Here is a 17,057-nt window from a genome sequence, read left to right as displayed (position 1 = left end):
GATAATCTAATCAGGCTACTTACTAACTTCATGAACACTGATCGTTTAAAAAATTGACCAATCAGTGTTCATGAAAGTTAGATTTATCAGTAGTGGTATTATTTAATAAATCTAAGGTTTAGATTTTTACAATACGCTCATGGCTTACTCGGTTGTCCCCGTCGTACATCTCCAAAAGGTAAACTCCCGCTCTGACCTCAGCTATATCTAGCTCGAAGACATTGTCTCCATCAGGCATGACAGTCCACTCCTTAACGATATTTCCACTGAGGTCAATCAAACGCAGCGCTAACTCATCTTTGAGTTCGATAGGAAAGTTGACTTGAAAAAACTCCTTCGTAGGATTTGGGTACAGTCTCATGTCTTCCTTTTCGACTACCAACCTAAACGACTGACTGACCTCATGCCAACCATCCTGAGCCACTAGCGCCACAGTATCCACTCCTTCGGCAGTTCCTTTGATAAGCAGATCATTGTCATCCGTGAGGACAAACTGTGCTACAGCTGATGAGTCGACTGTCATCATCAGGTCATGACCATCGGCATCTGTAAAATAATCACCGAGTGATAGAGACTCTTTGAACTCACCATCCATGCTCACATAAATTTCTCCAATGGTTTTGGTAATGATAGGTCTAGTATTCGCTACTAGATCAATAGCCGTTTGTACTTTCCCCCCTTGACCATCGGTCACTGTGATCTGTAGCTGTCCTTGACCAAACTGCGTCCCCCAGAGTGTCAATAGACCATCTTCTAGTGTTCTGTTTAGATAGCCCACAGTAGCGACTTCATAACTCAACACATCCTCATCTGCATCGCTAAAATAAGTCCCTAGGTCTACGCTCACTGTATCCTCTCCAATAGCGATCAATCTAGCCTCCAAAGCCTCTTCGTGTACTGGCTCTTGGTTATACACGACCAACGCTACTGGCACGACCAAGCTATCGTAGTAGGGATCATTGGACAACAGTGTGAAATAGGACGAATACTCTCCTATTTCCATATCCATCGTAGAGATAGCCAAGTCATAACTAGCCGTAGAATCTGCCTGTAAATATGAACTATCTTTCACCATACGCATCCATGTCACGCCATCTTCAGGGATCAGTTGATACATGACCGTATCATTACCGACACTAGAGAGTTGATAGGTAGCCGATAGTTCCTCTCCTCGGTGGGATTCAAAAGCAAAACTAAAAACATCCATGTTCAGCTCGACAGAAGACCGCTGACCAGCTCCTGATAGACCGACTGTCAACACTGGCATATCAGGATCATTGGTAGACCAAGTCATTTCACCTGTATAAGTAGTAGGCTCAGTTGGGACGAACTGGATGGAAATAATCTTCGTTTCCTCGATACCGATGCGAACCGAATCGTTTGCATCATCTACCAACATAAATCCTGACACACGCTCATCCAAATCCAGAATCAATACATCCTTACCTATGTTTTGAACCTGTAGCTCGACATAAGTAGTATCATAGATTGTACTCAACCCGAAGTTTAGCTTATCTATATAGTCCCCCACTTGCGCATTGTTACCCGTGACGGTAAGTGCCAGTGGTATCTGGACCGATGGGTTTGACTGATCCGAACTATTGACCCATAAATCTGAGGTGTAGACTCCATTGTTAAGATTAGAAGAATTGAACTCAATACTTACTTCGATATTTTGACCTGGCGCTAACACAGTATCCTGCTGCGTGATAGAAAACACACCACTTGAAACCCCTGACTCAAATGCCAAAGCAGTCATCTGAGTTCCAGCATAACTAGTCGCCAAGGCTCCCAAACTTTGGGTCATCCCAGTGTTAGTATCAACCATTCTAAGTTCTGCACCGTTGGCATTGGAATAGGCGGCCATGTAAAAAGCCTTAGTTTTAAAATCATACGCCAAATCTTGACCAAACACAGCGTCAAACCCGATGTAACCAACCAGAGAAGCAGCACCTGTACGTACATCAATCTCATATAGGTTATCTTCTAAAGTATAACCATACATCTGACCCGATTCACCCATCGCGATCCCTATCATATTACTTGTCCCAAAATAACCAACGTGCTCTGTCGAAAAAGTAACAGGGTCTACTAAGTACAATCCTGTCTCCGTACTCGCATACAAGCTACCTGTCACTGGGTCTTTAGTCAGCCCCGTCCAGCTACCAACCGATGGAAATTGGAAAATAGTATAACTGGTTTCTTCGATGACATCCACCAAACTAAGCCTACCCACATAATCCAATACGTACATCTGAGTGCTCGATCCATATACAAACTCAGCTGCCAAAGTAGTATTATAGCCAGCAGAAATAATTTCGTTAAAACCCTCAGGATGGCTAGTTGTACTGTACCCTAGAAGGTTGAAGTCAGTGTAGGTAACAATCGAGCCATAAAAAGTCGTACCGATTGATGATTCATCCATCATTCTACTTGACACTTGATCACTACTTGTAGGCTCTCTATAAGGTGCTATCCATGGGTTATCCTTTGATTCACCTTCACTGGCTATTTCGTTTATGCTATTGAGGCGAATCGGATTCAGATTGGACTCAAAAGAAACACTAGCGGACTGAAACGAGAGAGATAGAGAATCAGACCCCGTATTAGACACCCTAAAAGTCTGATCGATACTATCGTTGACGACCAGAACTTGCGCAAGCTCTGTCACACTGACCGAAATTTGAGCTGCTGATGCACGCCCGTTCCCGATCGCTACAAACTGATACACTGGCGCATCCGCACTATTGTTATACACGGTGATCATGGTAGTGTCTACATCTATCCTTGTTGGCTTATAGAGTAACTTGAATTGGTCAGAATAATCATACGGATCGACCGATGTTGGTGCGGGCAACAACTGATAAGATGCTAACCCATCCAAATGCGCTATTGAGAACAACTCAAGATACAACTCGCCCTGACCTAACTGCCATTGGTTTTCATCAGACATAATTAGTAATTGTGAGATCACTAGATTACCCTCTTCCCATGTAAAAGCTAAATCTGTCACTTCGGTAGTCACGCCGTCTTTCTTTCTAACCAGTTTAGCACGCAATACCTCCTCTATGTCTGTGATGTTGACCGTGAGGCGTTTCGTACTGCTTCGATAAGAAACTTCATTGTTCAATGCCAAACTAGTAGCCTCATAGTATGGAAACAACAGTTCAAACTGTGTACTAGCCGAACGTATCGAGTCTACCGTTAGGATACCTAAGCTGTCGTTTTCAAACCAGACGCTTCTTTGATTGACTTGTGTAAGAAAAGTGGTATCCATCATCAAGGTGTCACTATATACCGCTATACTAGATGGAGCATCCACAAAATAGGATATCTTCAACTGGCTAACTGGGTTAATCGTATCATTGCTAGATACCGTCAGATAATCTGTATAATACCCACCCAAGTCATCCATCACATGATACACGAAAGGTATTTCTAAGGAATCTCCTGGTTGAACCAATCCACTCGTTAGCGCTGGATCGATTCGCTGCTGCGGGTGAACAAACCGTACGGCCAACCCATCTCTGACATAATCGGTATTGAATGCCACCTGTAGCCCCCGCGCTCCTGACTCATCCTCGATACCCACTGTTACATTTTCCGTAGTGCCTTGCATCTCCTCGTAGTAGAAGACAATCTCTCCCGACGCGAACAATTGTATCTGAAAAGTAAAAACTCCTGTCTGCTCATAATCAGGTACTGTATCGAACTGAACTGTCAAATGATCGTCGGTCAGTACATAATAGATGCTCCCTCCTAGATTAGGAGATAAATCTTTCCAAAAAGCAGCAATTAATCCATTGGGTGATGCACCGCTTGGTATCTGCGCATTGACTGGGTTGTTTACGTGATCATCAAAAGACAACACTCCGTTCGCACCAATCGATATATTTGATTTTCGCAATCCGTAGAAAGGAAACTCAAATGGCAAATCAATCATGACCGAAGCATCATCTTCTAAATCAACCTCTACACCTGTAGTAGTAATGTCTTGCCACAGGTAATCAGGCCCTTCGTCTTCATCACTATCCATAAAAGCATACCCAAAAATATCGACCCCAATCCCCTGGGATACAGGGTAGCCTACTCGACTATCAACCTGTCCTTTGGTAGGGATGGCCGAAAAAGATAAAGGAGTATGCTCTTCTGCTTTGAAGTTTTGCGTCAGGTGCTGTGTATGAAACGTTCCAAATTGGAACGCCAAGTCTGCCTCACCCTCATTATGAATATAAAATGACGAAGCGACCTGCCCTTGATAGTTTGCAAACAACGAAACACTATCTGGGTTTAGTCGAATAACACCTGGTGGAACTACCTCGGCGGATAGTACAACCTCCCGGCTCTGCACATCAGTGACATTTTTAATTGTAATGGTTTCGAAGTAGTGACCTATTTCATCTCCTGTAAACCGAATCGATCTTCCTGTCGTCTCAAAACCACCTGTCAAAAGGCTATCATAGTACGTGGTTTCAAAGTTCCCCAAACTGTCACCAGCGAGATAGTAATACGTCGCTCCACTCCCTTGATTGAGGATTCGTAACGTAGCATCTGCAGTATATCCTATAGTCACACTACCAAAATCTAAGGTATCGACTGCTACAAGGTCTGACACGCCATCGCTGAAAACATCCAGCTGCATAGTTCTTGTGACAACTCTTGAATCTCCACTATAGGCAGTGATTCTCGCAGACTTCAGCGATTCTTCTGTCTCGTCCGAAGAGATCGTGGCAGTAATCTCGTTAGTCGCACCTCCTTCAAGGTTCTCCATGGAGTAGCTAGATAATTCCAACCAGTCGACATTGGAGTGCGCAATACCACCAGCGACATAGTTGAGCGCATTGACCACTATTTGTACCCCATCAGTAGAGCTGTCCCAGTTGTAGCCATCATAACTATCTGAAACAGGGTAAAACCCTAGATCAACCAACCTCGCATGCGGCAACTCTTTGGCTACTATGAGTGGTGTACCATCCGACCATGATGCAACCAAATCAACATCTGGTTGGAGATCATCTACCGTAGCATTGTACCTAATTGAAGATATTCCTCCATTGAAAGTATTGACGCCATTCATTAGCAAATGATCTGGTAAGTGTACAGTCCCCATGGAGATGTTGTCATAATTCCATAACACTTGCAGATTTTGATTGGAATAGACCGAATAGGTTTCGATCTCATCTCTCCAGCGCCCCCCCATCGAACGGTTAGAGGATTCGTACAGCGCCGAAACCACCCCTCCTCCTAAATCAACATAGTCAGCCAAAACATCACCAAGTACATCTGCGTTCTGATGACCATTGTTGTCATATAACAAAACAGCGTCATACTGTTTCATATCATCTATATCGAAGTAAAAACCATAATTAGAATTGACATAACCTACATAGCCAAAAGACTCAGAGGCGATCAAATAATCTACTACACTCTCCACTGCGGAACTATAATCAGATGAGATAACCAAAACACTCTTTCCGCCCAAGGATTGAAACCCTCCAGCTAGTTCCTCTGGAGTAACTGTGTGTGCAGCTATGGTCTTGCCGTTATTTGTCGTTTGAGCTGGAGCTTTCAATCCTCCCTCATATACGCCACTTTGAATTCTATAAGACTCAATACCCGCCGCAAGATAGCGGTACGGAACAGCCTCCTCTACCACTAGACGATAAGACAGCGCATCAGTACCGAGATTGGACAATGTCACTGATCTATCCTTCTTTTCTCCCACAGCTATCGTATCGATCACGTAGGTCTCTTCAAATTCTAAAATTGCTGAAGCAACCCCAGATGCTTTGACTGCAATTTCATATACTGCATGGGTCTTATCATTAGTAGATATAGACAACATTGCCTCTAATTCTTCGATTTCAGTAGGTGTGTAAACTACCTCTATTACTCCATACTGTTGAAAGCCTACCGTATCAGTAAAGCTCACAACCTCAAAACCTGCACTACTTGAAACTGTCACCTCATCTAGTATCAAATCCTCACTACCAATATTAGTGAAGAACAAATAAGCATGACCCGTACTCCCTACTGCCACATTTTCGAAGCTCAAAGTATCATTGTTCGATTCAAATCTCGCACTAGGCAGCACGGTAAGATTAGTAGGTATATTAATCACAGGTAGATCAGGATCATTGCTGAGCACCTGTACGTTGTAGTCGTACTCCCCGAAATCTAACCCATAGGTATCAAACGGAATAGTATTCACTTCACTAAGCGAAGGTTCTAATTCATAACTTCCATCAGATTCTACTGTTTCAATGAACCTCTCCATGATAGATGACATATCATCATTGTCCACATATCCACCATTAGCACTGGCAAACAATAGATAATAGAGTCTACTTGTACCTGACAATTCATACACGGTGTGTTCATCACTATCACTATATGTATCAAAGCTGTGGTATACAGAACCATTATTTTCTACGATAATGAGATGGTTCACTGATGGATCAGAGGTGCTATACACTCGCTTAACAAAGCCGAGATACTCCTTGCTCCCAACTCTGTAGGATAAAACTGCACCATCTACACTGCCCGAACCATCTGCTCCGAGCCCTCCATTTATACCAAAAGTTTCTAAGTCGCTATAATCTGCCGCGAATACAAATAAACCTGGGTATTTTGCGGTAAAGTAATTTTCATCTTGGAGATAATAGCTAGTTAGAATCTCACCATTAGTATAACTAATAGGCCCTCCTATGGAAGTATAAAGCCTATTACCCGTATCATACATGTCTCCACCCCCATCACTAATGGAACTCCCTGTTTCTCCATTCGTGAAATCATATCGATTAGGAATCAAAGAATTGATCTCCGTATATGATTCATCTAATGCAGAGAAAACGTCTTCCAAATCCGTGTTTCGAGTACCAGCTGCCATCAATCGATCAATGGCTTGTGAGCTGTATGGCAGCCCTTTGATCTCCAACAAGTCTAATTCCTCCTTCGACTTAGTCGTTTGCGCAGTTCCTATGTAAGTCTCAGAGGTCGATTCTACAACTACCTCAGTGCTATGTGGATCATTAAGAAATGAATAAAACAGTGAACCCAGACCGCTATTCTCTACATTGATCGCTACAGAGTCTACTTGAGACTCATATAGGGTCATGACGATCTGATCCAAATCCACAGAAATTTCTGGAGCCAATAGACCTGTCACATACACCTCTACTAATAATGAAGGTTCGACAGGATCATTAGTACCTATTGCCAACGAAGTTCTAAATGAACCTTCCTCAGTTAACAAAAGACTAAATGGCACTTTGATAGAACTATATGCTGCTACAGAATATGCTTTATTTTCAATCTCAAATCGATCGTCGAACGCATTGATCATGTCAATCTCTAGTATACCCGATCCAGTATTAGAAATTTGTAAAGAGTCTTCATAGAGATGATCCACATAGGCATCTATGGTGATAGTATTAGATAGTTCCATACGAGACTCACCAGCTATAGTCGCATTGATTTCAACTGTGGCGTTACTATCCGTTATAGCATTAGAACTAATCATCCATGTATCAGTATAGCGATTGCCTTGGTCTAATCCATACAAATCATAAAATATCGGGATAGTTGCCGTTTCACCAGCAGCTAAATAGCCAATTGGATAATTGTACATATAGGTAAAGTCTTCATAGATATCAAAGGCTACCAATTTGCCATATTGATTCATAGCCGTCCACATTTTCTCACCATCGAATGACAACCCATCGGTATTCGATACCTCCTGCCCTGCTACCTGATACAGGCGGTTTTTGTGCGAATAAGATTCCTTTTCATATACATATAAATAGCTTGATTGCTTAATATATAAGGAATTGGCTACTATCGAAAAGGCTGGATCACTACTACTCCTACTTATCGAATAACTTAACAACTCTTCTCCCGAATCTTTATCAAACTGATACATCGTATAATTTGACTGGATCCAAAGGCCTGACTGATCTACTCCAATGTTATTATCATAATACCTACTCTGTAAATTCAGATAATCAATCCCCCCAGTTGTCAGATTGTACTTAACAATTCGACCCTCATACGCATCTTGTTCATACAAGAACGCTTCATCTGCGGCAATCGCTACCGACTGTATCGCAACGGATTCTATGGTATCCAAAACTGTTTCACTACTCAGATCGTACTTCAGTATCAAATTAGAATTTTGATCCGCTACCCATAGATGGCTGCCGTCCCATGCCAAATCCATCACCTCTTCTACAGGGCTATCTACACTGGTTTTGTAGCTCCCGATAGATGACACTTCATCCTTTTCACTTTCTGACTTTGCGTCTACCGACTGGTCTTCCAATGGGTCAAAAACTTGAGCGCTTTCCGCACTGACTAAATAATTTAAAAGGTCTTCACCGTCATTTGTAATGGTAAAGAAGACCTGTCCAGATAGAGGGTCGTCTTCATCAATATCAATCGTGGTAGTATTCACATTCAGTACCGGGGGCAGTGTCGATTTCCCTTTACCTACCAAGACTACCTTGTGGTGCGTGATCGCTTCATGGTCTGTTTGAAACAGAATAGAATCCACCCACGAACCTGAGGTTTGTGGGGAGAAAGCTACCTCAAAACTCTGAAATGCCCCAGGAGCTAAAGTCAAGGGATCAAAAGTAAAACTAAACTGATCACTCGCCATATTCGCTTCGAGCAGTTCAATGTATCCAGTCCCCGAGTTTTGTATGGAGAAGCTCAATAACTCCTGCTGTCCAGGGTACAGATCACTGAAGAAGACTGTATCTACAGAAGTCAACTCGGGTTGGTCCAAGGTATAAACCGATATAGGCAGTCGGTAAGTCTGCAGACTAGATACCGAAGGGTAGCTAAACGTTAAGAAACTACTATTGCCTCCCCCCACATCAGCTGCACTTAAGGTAACAGGAACTTTTGCGGTCGTGTTAGCAGCTATTGTCACACTGGGTCTATCTACACTGATCCATGAGACTTCTGGCGTAGCGATCTTGACAGTGAGGTCAAACTCACTTGTGTTGACCAAGCGCACTACGACTTCACTAGTTTCCCCTATAGTCAATTCCCTACTGACAGAAACTGGATCGATCTGCACACTTCCAGGGCCTGCACTTCCTGTCCCCACGGCATCAAGCGCACGCGAGGCGTTGAGTCGTCCTGTCCCGAGTAGCCCCGTATAGCCAAGGTTCAAATCATAAATATCGTCCGTCGTAGACAACAGTGCTTCAGCCAGCCCTTGTCTCGTAAGTCCTGACCCAAAAGCCTTTGAAACCAATAGTGCTGCTACACCACTCACATGAGGGCAAGCCATAGACGTCCCTTGAAAAAAACCGTAGCTATTCCCAGGCAGGGTACTCAAGACACCTTGATTGCTAATATCCGTCTCCCCACCGGGCGCTGATATATCCACCCAACTACCATAGTTAGAGTACCAAGATTTTCGATCTAGATGGTTCGTAGCAGACACCATAATTACTCCATCTATATCAGCCTTATAATCAAAACTAGTACTAGAGGAGTTACCAGATGAGAAAATAACTAGACCACCCTCCAAGCCACTATCTCTACCACCAGCCTCTGAAATATAATATTGAATGGCGTCATAGACAGAACCGTCATAACTACCACCTCCCCAGCTGTTGGATGAAATCACCGACCCCATGTCTGCTGCATAAATGTAAGAAGGTGCAGGGTTATAGATAGAATTGGATCCATAGTCATCTCCTAGTCGCATCATCATGATACGTACACCATCACTCGCACTAGTACCCCCTGCTACACCTGACACCCCAATACCATTGTTGTTCTCTGCGGCGATAGTACCAGATGTATGCGTACCATGTCCGTTATAATCCATCACGCTACTCGGATCTCCTCCTGCCACTGCTGCCGCAAAATTGTACCCATAGTAGTCATCTACATATCCATTGTTGTCATTATCGATATTGTCACCTGGTATCTCTCCATTGTTAGTCCAAATCCTATTCTGTAAATCTGGATGGTACAGATCTATCCCCGAATCATGCACCGATACGATGACACGAGCATCTCCTGCCTCCGTCTGCCATGCATCGAAAAGTGAAATATCTGCCGAAATCAATCCGCCAGTTTGTCCAGTATTCTCATAGTGCCACTGCTCATCGAGACGAGGATCATTGGTAGACTGAACTGCGTCTTCTGCACCAGTACTGTACACCTGAATCGGCTCGACAGCAGCTACGACTTCTATCGCCCCATATGCCGCCATGAGTTCTTCTATAGAAGTCTCTGCATCAACTCTGATATCATACCAGAGATCTAAACCATAAGCTTGATGTTTGGACTCAAATTTTCCAGCATACGGGAATACGCGTCGCATTTGCTGGGCAGAAAAGCGTTGGTTGACTTGATCTAAACCCACATTTCCTACCGACAAGTATGTACCTGTTGCTTGAAAACTGTTTTGCTGATTGTTCAGCTGTAGTTGATGATTTTTTTGAAACTTAACACGGACGACTTTATTGATTAGATCCGCAGATGAACTTTGTCCTGTAACAACAAAGTAAAATGCCATACATACGATGGCCAGTAAATATTTTCTCATAAAAATTGGTTGGAAAGACGTGACAGACTTTTTTCCCTTTAACGTATTAATAAATAACATCGCAAAATAGTGACTTACGACAGAGTATTAACACTTTTTAAGAATTAATCCCCCTTAAAAACTACCCTATTTATGACAAACTATATCACTAATCTATTTACTAACTGATAATCAATTCATTAAGCCGAAAGCATTACCAAAAGCATACAATTGTCAGTAACGGTTTATAGAGCTACTCTTTCCTTAAAAAAACATCAAAATGTAACAAGCCATTTGTTTTCTAGATATAAAGTAAAACTACTCTAGCTCTTGCAATGCATCAAAGACCAACTGAGCCACTGCTTTGGCTCCCTCTGGTTGGAAATGGGTGTTGTCATTTTTTCCTTCTGGGTAATTAGCAAATTGCCCCTCCTGTAGATTCATAAAATAGTGATCAGTCACATACTCCATACCCTTATCACTAAATGCAGACATGGAGCGTTGATTAAGATCTATGATCAAAACTCCGTATTCCTGAGCAACCTCTATAGCAGCAGTAGGATAGTCTCCATGTACATTACTAAGGCGTCCTTCCTCCCAAGGATAATTCCGCGCTACTGGGGTAAGAACGATAGGAATGGCTCCCTTTTGCAGACTCTGACTGATGTATAGCCTGAGAAACTCTTTGTAGCCCTCTACATCAACATAGCGTTCAGTCTTTTGTTCTGCAGCATCGTTGTGACCAAACTGCATCAGTACTAAATCCCCCTTTTTTAGACCATCATATATACTACGCCACCTGCCTTCTTGAAAGAAGGTTCGCGTACTCCTACCTCCACGTGCTCGATCATCGACAATCACACTATCTGTACTGATCAGACCTTTCACCAAGGGCAAGCTATCTGCTGCAAAAAAAGGTTGAAACACCTGACCCCAGCCAGTCAGAGGGTACCGTGTCGTTATATAATCTCCTTCATAGAGGTTATAATCAGCCATTGTCGAGTCACCTATCAGGTAAACAGTTGTCACCTTTTTTTTCATTCCACCAGCTGATAGCACCATCATTATTACTACCACGAGCATGCTCTTTTTCATCTTGCCTACCATATCAATAACTATCTTCTTTTGATCAGATTTAATTCTAAACTATCCAACTAAATTAGATACCTGTAGGTATTAAGGCTATTCAATTAGCAACCATTTCCTCCCATTTCACATTAGTCATCAAAAGCTCCGCAAAATGTAGCTTAGGTATTACTTCCAAACTTCAGAGTGATTTTACTCTGACAAAAAACTAATGAAAGGAAAAGAACTTATAAAAAAGGGATTGATGAGTATGGGAGGTATTGTGGCTATTCCGGATATATTCAGCAGGTGTAGTGCTGATGATTCTAGCCATAATCCCCAGCTCCCAGCGAAACAGCTGGTTTCTTTCCTATAAAAACGCCTGCTGATCTGGCAAGAGAAAATATCATCTCCGACAGAACAGGAGTTGCCTTACTGATCAACATCACTATACAAATGATAAAAAAATCCCGATACGACTTTAGGAAACCATCGAAGAAGAACCTACACAATCTCAACAGATAGAAAAGAGAGTATCATTAGAATTCATCAACCAATCATACCTTCTTCTACTAGCTTCTTGATGACGATCTCGGTCATCTCACTTTTAAATTTGAACTCGTCTCTGATATCTAACACATAAGCTTTTAGTCGAACGCGAAAAATCGGTTTCTCATGCTTGATCTCATTGATAAAAATGACTGCAATCGGTTTGTTCATGTAGACATACTTGGAGACCTGTGCTGACTGTGTAGCAATCTCGCGCACCTTGACAGTATCTACGTGGATAGGTAGATAGATCTCTGCGACCACCTGACAGTTGGGTTCTCCAGTGTTGGCATTGGAGACAGCCTTGTTCATAATTTCGCTATTGGGGATAGATACCAAACTATCATCAGGCGTCAGTATACGAGTAGATCTGAGTCCAATCTCTACTACCTCGCCATAGTGCTCTCCTACTTCGATCTTGTCCCCAGAGTTGAAGGGTCTATCGAAGAGAATCATAATCCCTCCAAATATATTCTTCAAGATATCCTGAGAGGCAAATCCTACTGCCACACCAATCGAAGCAGAAAAAGCCAATATCGTAGCAGCTGGTGGCTGAAACACCCCCATGATAATGATAATCAAAATAATGACCCAGCCAGCGATTTTGACCACTGGAATCAAACTCTTGATCGTGATACGGTACTGTGTACTCTTCTCTGCGAACAACTCTAGAATCCGCGAGGTAAACTTGATCACAAAGTAGCCCACGACCATAATCACGACTGCCCAAAAAATCTCAGAGAACGAAATCAATTCACTGATATCGGGAGGGTTATCTACGAGTTGTTTAGTCTTTTCTTTGACGGTCTGTGTAGGTGTTTTTGTACTATCCGATTTGTTCTCAGCGATCGTATCTTTCTTAGCCTCATCTGGATAGATCGCACTGTCCAGCTGCATAAACGCAGAGTCCAACCGGGTAGTATCTTGCGCATGAGCTACTGGTGCCATGAGACACAGGAGCCATACTAGTATCAACAATCGTTTCATCATCAGTGAATTAAATTCTTGGATTTTAGCAAATTGATCATGCCTCGGTAGACGATCGGATTAATCATATAAGTGGACTTTTCTTCGAATACTACTCCATCTTCTAGCAGTGCCAATAGCATGAGCTGACAGTGCGTCTGTGGTATATTCAGTACTTCACTGATCTGTGCTACGTTCAAGCCGTCATGCAGAATCAAGACATGGAGAATGTAAACCTTTTCCATAGACAATGCCTTTAGAAACCCCAAATTAGGGTTTTTAAAAGTCCCTATGGTAATCCTGTTATCTTCGATTTTTCTCGTAGACAACAACCAGAAAATCAGCGCCATACTTACGTTGCTTTTCGCAAATGAATTGAGCGAAGAAAAGAACTCCTGCTTCAACTTATCCTGCTGCTGAGCAGATGTCAACTTCATGAACTTCTTATCATTGGACCTCTCCTCCTCTACTTCGAATTGGATGTTGTAGCCACTGATTTTATTTCTCTTCCAGACGATATTGATAATCTGATCATTGGTCAGCTCCTTTAGCTCGATGATATAAGAAAAATATTGATTAATCTGTATCGTCTGACTCAGGTAGTTCCAAGTATAGATCGTACTAGTCACCACCCAAAAGATGTGCTGCCCTGTTCGGCTAATCAACTGATTGAGTCCGATCAAGGCCTGAAACCCATCCACCTTCCTCAAATACATTTTCTGAATATCCTCCAACACGATGACACGTTTAGGTCCTTGATGAAAATGACTAACCAGTTCGTCCATGTTCTGGATATTTTCCAACTGGAACAAGCGACACATCATCGTGATGAAATCGTTGTGACTATACAGATTCCCTTCTAGTGCATGTCGTGAGACCGAGTGTGTAAAACCTACCTCTTTGACAGCATAGTTCATAAAGGAAGTCAAGCCGCCCCATTTCTCTCCCAAAACCACAGTTGCACCATACCTGCCTAGTTTCCAGTTTTTAAAAGCACTCTGGAGTGCTTCATACTCCATGGCACGTCCTTCGAAGAGTTCGAGATCTTCGAGTGGCTCTATCTGGTATAGTCGCTGATAGATCAATGGCAGTTTATCCAATGCCTGCTGCGACTCGTATAAGAAATCCGAAACCTGCTTGGTCAACTCTGGCTTATTGGCAGTGAGGATAAAACGACCACTCCATTTGCTCAATTCAGCTCTAAATACCGTATAATTCACTTTGGATTTCTCCCATAGCTGCAAAGCCACTCCCTTGATTCTGTCCTGAAGCTCTTCGCGAACCTGTACCGCTTGGCGTGCTGCCTTGGCCTTGGTGATTCGCATTTTGAGCTCTCTGGTATTTTCATTGTGTGTCAGTGCGGTGAGACTATCACAAAACTGCTGAACAGCTGCCTCCAAACCATCGCTCGTTTCTGATAGTGATAGTTGTAGTTTCTCCCTGATCTCTGATAGACGTGAAGATGCCCGCTGAAAACCTTCCTCGGCAATAAGAATCACTTCCTGATCTGACTTTTCATCATCCAAAGATGCAATCGCCGACGATAGACTAAACGTAATGATGTGATCAAGATCTTTGGTCTCATCTGCAGCTGATTCCAAGACACTGAACATCTGTGTTTTGAATCGTGCCAGTTCGTTTTGAAACACCACGAGTGTCTCAAAAGTGATCAGTTCGTCAATGGATATCTGATGAAAATCATCATGCTTGAGCGGTCTATCATAGTCTCCAGACTTCAGGATGATATGCTCTTCGGACAGCTCAGACACGAGCTGAGACACAGTGACTTCCAGTTTATTGATATGGCCTACTATGTTTTGACTGGAAAGCTTCTCACTGAGCTGCGGTACCAAACTCTGATCCAGCTGCTTCACAGTCTGATAATGCAGACGCTTCAGTTCCTTGAGGATAGACTCCTGTGGCTGACCTAATCCATCCAGTGAATCTGTAATGAATTGCTGTATCTTATCTATATCAGGATCGATATATTTGGTCAATTTCTGACGCTGTGCCTCCTGGTACTGTGATAGTTCTGCGAGAGTTTTCTGTTGTAGGATATAAATATCAAGATCGGACCTCCAATCCTCGAACACTGCATAGATCGTATTCTTCCACTCGTACTGATGTCTAGACCAACTTTCGTGAGCATCCGTCAACCACCCTGCTACTTTGGTGTCCGACAGTTTCCATTTGGCGTACTCCCACGTGCCTGCACGCTCGTACTCCTGCTCGAAGGCTTTTCGTCGTGCTGCAAATATCTCTGCTATAATAGCTGGGGTCGATTCACTCCATTTCTTCTTGAATGCCAACACATGATCTGTCATATGTACGGAGCTAACTGCTGCATGTGTCGCATCCAATGCCATGGTCTCTTGCCAAGCTTTGACGGTAAGGTATTCCTTGACCATTCCGCCGAAGAAATGATCAGTTAGCCCTTCTAGATCCTCTATCAGACGTGCCCCATAGTGTCTCTGCACCAAATTACGCATTGGTATAGTATGAGACCAATAATGAAGCGCTCGTTTCTCCTTTCGAAACAAATTAACAAAGCGTCGAGGCAGCTGACCCAAAATCAACAAGCTGCGCTTACTCATCTTTAGTAATCTCAAAAAGATAGAATCCCCGACCAACGGATAAAATCGATCTCTAGACTGTTCATCCACCTGCTGTAGAGGACAACTCTCCATTTCAATCTCCCAAGCCTCAAATAGCTTAGGATAGATTTCTGCCAATGGTTTTTTCTCGGGCAAGTCCCAAGACTGATTGATGAGTTGATGCAGCTTCTCATTGCGAGCAGCGATACGCCGATGATCATCAGTAGCTCCTTCAACCTCTTGGATTTCAGCAGCAGCAATAATAGCTAACATGTGGTCACACTCTTGACTCATCTGGTCTTCCACTAGCCCCAGATAATGCGCTTGGTATAGCGTCTCTACATGCTCATATATTTCTTCGTTCGTCAGGCTCATTATATTGGTTAAAAGTTAGCTCCTACTTTTAGGAGCACTCATGTTGTAAAGTAATCCAATCCCTTGCTTTCTCAAAAAACGAATCAAGGAATAAAATTACGATCAGACGCAAAGTGATAGCAATACGAAGGATTCTAAAATACGGATAGGTTTTGTATCATTCTTTTTTCGATTGGTGATTTCTTAAAGCAGATTTTTAACCACAGTGCAAAGTAGAAACTGGCCCTAACCGAAAATAATGAACTGAAAATATTTTTAGATGAATCTAAAATAATCTTACATTTGCCTGAACAACAGGATGAATGCTTAGTTACGCAGAAGAAAATTATTTGAAAGCCGTCTACCACTTGTCTGACTCTGGTCAGCATGCGGTCACGACCAACGCGATAGCGGATGTACTCAAGACGAAACCCGCCTCGGTCAGTGACATGATCAAAAAGCTGAGTGACAAAGGCTATGTCTCTTACAAAAAGTACAAAGGTGCCAATGTATCGATCAAAGGTGCAAAGGCGGCGTTATTGGTGATCAGAAAACACCGCCTCTGGGAAGTATTCTTGGTAGACAAGTTGGATTTCAAATGGGATGAAGTCCATGAGATCGCTGAGCAACTAGAACATATCAAATCACCGGTACTTGTTACCAAACTGGATAAATTCCTAGGTTATCCACGTGTAGACCCTCATGGAGATCCAATTCCTGACGAAAACGGAGAAATCGTCATCGGCAAGAAAGTCCCGCTGACAGAGGTCAAAATGGGCAAACAAGTCATCGTTACAGGTGTAGAAAATTCAGAATCTGACTTTTTGGCTCATTTAGACAAAATCAATATTTCACTCGGATCTAAAATCACCATCAAAGACATCAACACCTTTGATGGTTCTATGCAGATAGACATTATAGGCTATCCCACCATTTTCATCTCTAAACAAGTAGCAGACAACCTGCTCGTTACCGAATAA

General features: G+C 42.8%; 5 protein-coding genes. 1 reads left to right on the top strand and 4 read right to left on the bottom strand.

Annotated features, from left to right (window positions below; all coding sequences use genetic code 11):
• Positions 1 to 118: 118 nt before the first annotated feature.
• The 4 genes from BGP76_RS06070 to BGP76_RS06055 all read right to left on the bottom strand — a co-directional run bounded on the left by BGP76_RS06070 (position 119) and on the right by BGP76_RS06055 (position 16,098).
• A complete protein-coding gene (locus BGP76_RS06070; RefSeq protein WP_158584091.1) occupies positions 119 to 10,570 on the bottom strand; it encodes a S8 family serine peptidase in 10,452 nt (3,483 codons plus the stop codon).
• A gap of 297 nt (positions 10,571 to 10,867) precedes the next feature.
• Complete coding sequence (locus BGP76_RS06065) at positions 10,868 to 11,644, bottom strand: rhamnogalacturonan acetylesterase (protein WP_221409849.1); 777 nt, start codon at positions 11,642 to 11,644, stop codon at positions 10,868 to 10,870.
• Between the two features lie 519 nt (positions 11,645 to 12,163).
• Entirely contained in the window at positions 12,164 to 13,153 is a 990-nt protein-coding gene (locus BGP76_RS06060) for a mechanosensitive ion channel family protein (RefSeq protein ID WP_255416068.1), read from the bottom strand.
• A complete protein-coding gene (locus BGP76_RS06055; RefSeq protein WP_119843967.1) occupies positions 13,153 to 16,098 on the bottom strand; it encodes a hypothetical protein in 2,946 nt (981 codons plus the stop codon). The genes BGP76_RS06060 and BGP76_RS06055 overlap by 1 nt, the downstream gene beginning before the upstream one ends.
• 302 nt (positions 16,099 to 16,400) lie before the next feature.
• On the opposite strand from BGP76_RS06055, the gene BGP76_RS06050 reads away from it, so the two are divergent.
• Positions 16,401 to 17,057, top strand: coding sequence for a metal-dependent transcriptional regulator (locus BGP76_RS06050; RefSeq protein WP_073118346.1), 657 nt, complete (start codon positions 16,401 to 16,403; stop codon positions 17,055 to 17,057).

Source organism: Reichenbachiella sp. MSK19-1 (genome assembly GCF_003590315.1).
Classification (GTDB): Bacteria; Bacteroidota; Bacteroidia; order Cytophagales; family Cyclobacteriaceae; genus Reichenbachiella; species Reichenbachiella agariperforans.
Note: the sequence above shows the minus strand (reverse complement) of the source record. Positions and strands in the feature narration are given on the sequence as shown.

Coding starts and splice junctions, on each gene's coding strand:
- BGP76_RS06070 (WP_158584091.1), bottom strand. CDS start 10,570: ATGAGAAAATATTTACTGGCCATCGTATGTATGGCATTTTACTTTGTT.
- BGP76_RS06065 (WP_221409849.1), bottom strand. CDS start 11,644: ATGAAAAAGAGCATGCTCGTGGTAGTAATAATGATGGTGCTATCAGCT.
- BGP76_RS06060 (WP_255416068.1), bottom strand. CDS start 13,153: ATGATGAAACGATTGTTGATACTAGTATGGCTCCTGTGTCTCATGGCA.
- BGP76_RS06055 (WP_119843967.1), bottom strand. CDS start 16,098: ATGAGCCTGACGAACGAAGAAATATATGAGCATGTAGAGACGCTATAC.
- BGP76_RS06050 (WP_073118346.1), top strand. CDS start 16,401: ATGCTTAGTTACGCAGAAGAAAATTATTTGAAAGCCGTCTACCACTTG.